This is a genomic window from Ideonella azotifigens (assembly GCF_006519715.1).
Taxonomy (GTDB): Bacteria; Pseudomonadota; Gammaproteobacteria; order Burkholderiales; family Burkholderiaceae_C; genus Ideonella; species Ideonella azotifigens.
Window position 1 is genome coordinate 1 of the sequence record NZ_VIDT01000700.1, and the last position, 2728, is coordinate 2728.

A 2728-nucleotide genomic window follows, 5' to 3' on the forward strand; every position below is an offset into this window, starting at 1 on the left:
CGCCGCCGGTGCCACGCAAAAAGTCGAGATCAACGGCGCGCGCACCAGCGACACAGAGCAGCGCCGCCGGTCCACCGCGTCGAAGATCATCGTCGGGCGCGAGGAGATCGAGAAGTTCGGCGACAGCACCGTGGGCGACCTGCTCAAGCGCCTGCCGGGTGTGACCATTGGCGGCACGCCGGGCCGCGGCGGCCAGATCCGCATGCGCGGCCTGGGCAACGGCTACACCCAGATCCTGCTGGACGGCGAGCGCGTGCAGGGCGGCCTGTCGCTGGACTCGCTGGACCCGGACCAGATCGAGCGCATCGAGATCATCCGCGCGCCCACGGCCGAGACTGGCGGCCGCGCGATTGGCGGCACCATCAACATCATCACCCGCGAAGGTTTCACCCGGAAGCTGAACGACCTGAAGGCTTCGGTGGCTTATGAGAATGGCCGCGTGCAGCCGCAGCTGAACTGGTCCCGCGAGGACAAGTTCGAAGCGCTGGGGCTGGACTACAACCTCAACGTCGGCGTCAACCGGCGCGACACGGACGACAAGTCCGTGGTCACCACCACCAGCCCGACCAAGGACTACACCGAGACCGACACCTCGCGCAGCAAGCGCACCGGCGTGAACCTTGGCGGCAAGCTGCAATGGAAGCTCGATGGCGGCGACTCGCTGCAGGTGATGCCGTTCATCGTGCACTCCGAGGGCGACAGCGACAAGACGGGCCAGGTGATCGGCACGGCGGTGCCGGAGCTGCCGTTCTCGACCAGCCGGAGCCATTCGGACAGCAGCCTGACGCTGGGCCGGCTGAACAGCATGTACAAGGCGCAGATCGGCGATGGGCGGCTGGAAGCCCGTGTCGGCCTGGGCATGTCGCGTAGCCTCAGCAACACCCACCGGGTCGAGCAGGACAGCGAGGACGGCACGGCAGGCAACGGTGGCGTGGCCACTTTCGACGACCGCAACTTGTCGCGCGAGCGCAGTGCCAGCCTGAACACCAAGTATTCGCTGCTGCTGGAAAACGGCCACAACATCGTCTCGGGCCTGGAGCTGGACCGCGCGCACCTGAGCCAGGACCGCTCGCAGCTGCAGGATGGCGGCCCGCTGCTGGACGCCGATGGCCAGCCGGTCAGCGACCCCGGCGACAACCTGCAGGCGCGCAGCATGCGCACGGCCGTCTACAGCCAGGACGAGTGGACCATCGACCCGCATTGGTCTGCCTACGCCGGCCTGCGCTGGGAGGGCATCCGCACGCACAGCGAGGCGCCGGACGACAAGCTGGGCACGGTCGTGGGTGACAACAGCTCCAGCGTCTGGACGCCGCTGCTGCATGCCGTGTGGAAACCCGAACCCAAGGGTGCGGACCAGGTCCGCATGAGCCTGACGCGCAGCTACCGCTCGCCGCCGCTGGCCAACCTGATTGCCAGCACCTCGTATTCGAAGCACAACGACCCGACCAGCCCGGACCGCATCGGCAACCCGGACCTGAAGCCCGAACTGGCCACCGGCATCGACCTGGCCTACGAGTACTACCTGCCCGGCGGCGGCATGGTCAGCTTCAGCGCGTTCCGGCGTGACATCCAGGACCTGATGCGCACCGTCTACTTCTCGCGGCTCAACCCGGACGGCAGCAAACAGTACTACTCGCAACCGCAGAACATCGGCGACGCGATGACGCAAGGCGTGGAGATCGACGGCAAGCTGCGCCTCACCGAGCTGTGGCCCGACGCGCCCGCGGTGGACCTGCGCGCCAATGCTGCGCTGTACAACTCCAAGGTCAAAGGCGTGCCTGGCCCGAACAACCGGCTGGACCAGCAGGCTGCTGGCTCGTTCAACCTCGGCGGCGACTACAAGCTGCCCGGCACCCCGCTGACCCTTGGCGGCAATTTCAACTGGCAGCCCGGCTACACCACCCGCCTGGCGGACGACCAGTACGCCAAACAGAACGCCAAGCGCGTGGTGGACCTGTACGCGATGTACCAGCTCAGCGCTACCGCCCGCCTGCGGCTGACGGCCAGCAACCTGGCGCCGCGCGAAAACGACACCGAGAGCATCGTTGGCGACCAGACCGTGGCCACACAGTCCCAGAGCTACCTCAATTGGCGCCTGGGTCTGGAACTGAAGCTCTGACTTCTGCCCCAAGGGACGGGCTTTGCCCGGCTCGGCGGCAACTTGGCCTCAACCTCGCTTGGCACGAATCGCGACTTTCGCCTCGCGACCTCGTGCCTTCCACACCGCCAGCTGTTCGCGCCTGTCCTGCAGCGTCAGCTCGTGGCGCTGGGCCTCGCGTTGCAGCTTCTGGTAGCTGAGCAGTCGCTCGGGCGCGATCATCGGGCGCACCGCGCAGCCGGGTTCGTCGCGGTGCTCGCAGTCGCGGAAGCGGCAGTTCGGCGCCAAGCGGGCCACGTCGTCGAAGGCGCTGTCCAGTTCGTCGCCGCCAGCGTCCAACTGAAGGCCGCGCAGGCCCGGCGTGTCGATGATGCAGGCGCCTGCGGTGCACCAGTGCATCGAGCGTGCGGTCGTCGTGTGCCTGCCGCGGCCGTCGCCTTCGCGTGCGGGGCCGGTGGACTGGCCCTTGTCGCCGGTCAAGGTATTGGTCAGCGTGCTCTTGCCGGCGCCGCTGGAGCCCAGCAGCACCAGGGTCTGGCCGACCGACAGCCAGGGCCTGAGCGGCTCGGCGGCTTCCGGGGTCAGGCCATTGACGGCGACCACCGGCACGGTTGCACCGAGGCTGCCCAG

Annotated in this window: 2 protein-coding genes; one reads left to right on the plus strand and one right to left on the minus strand. The window is 68.0% G+C overall.

The genetic code is table 11. The features are described from left to right. The coding region (locus tag FKP22_RS26485) for a TonB-dependent receptor plug domain-containing protein (RefSeq protein WP_141290903.1) at nucleotides 1-2119 on the plus strand (2119 nt) is incomplete at its 5' end. A 48-nt stretch (nucleotides 2120-2167) separates the two neighbouring features. On the opposite strand, the gene rsgA is transcribed toward FKP22_RS26485, so the two are convergent. Beyond that, the coding region (gene rsgA, locus FKP22_RS26490) for a GTPase RsgA (RefSeq protein WP_141290905.1) at nucleotides 2168-2728 on the minus strand (561 nt) is incomplete at its 5' end.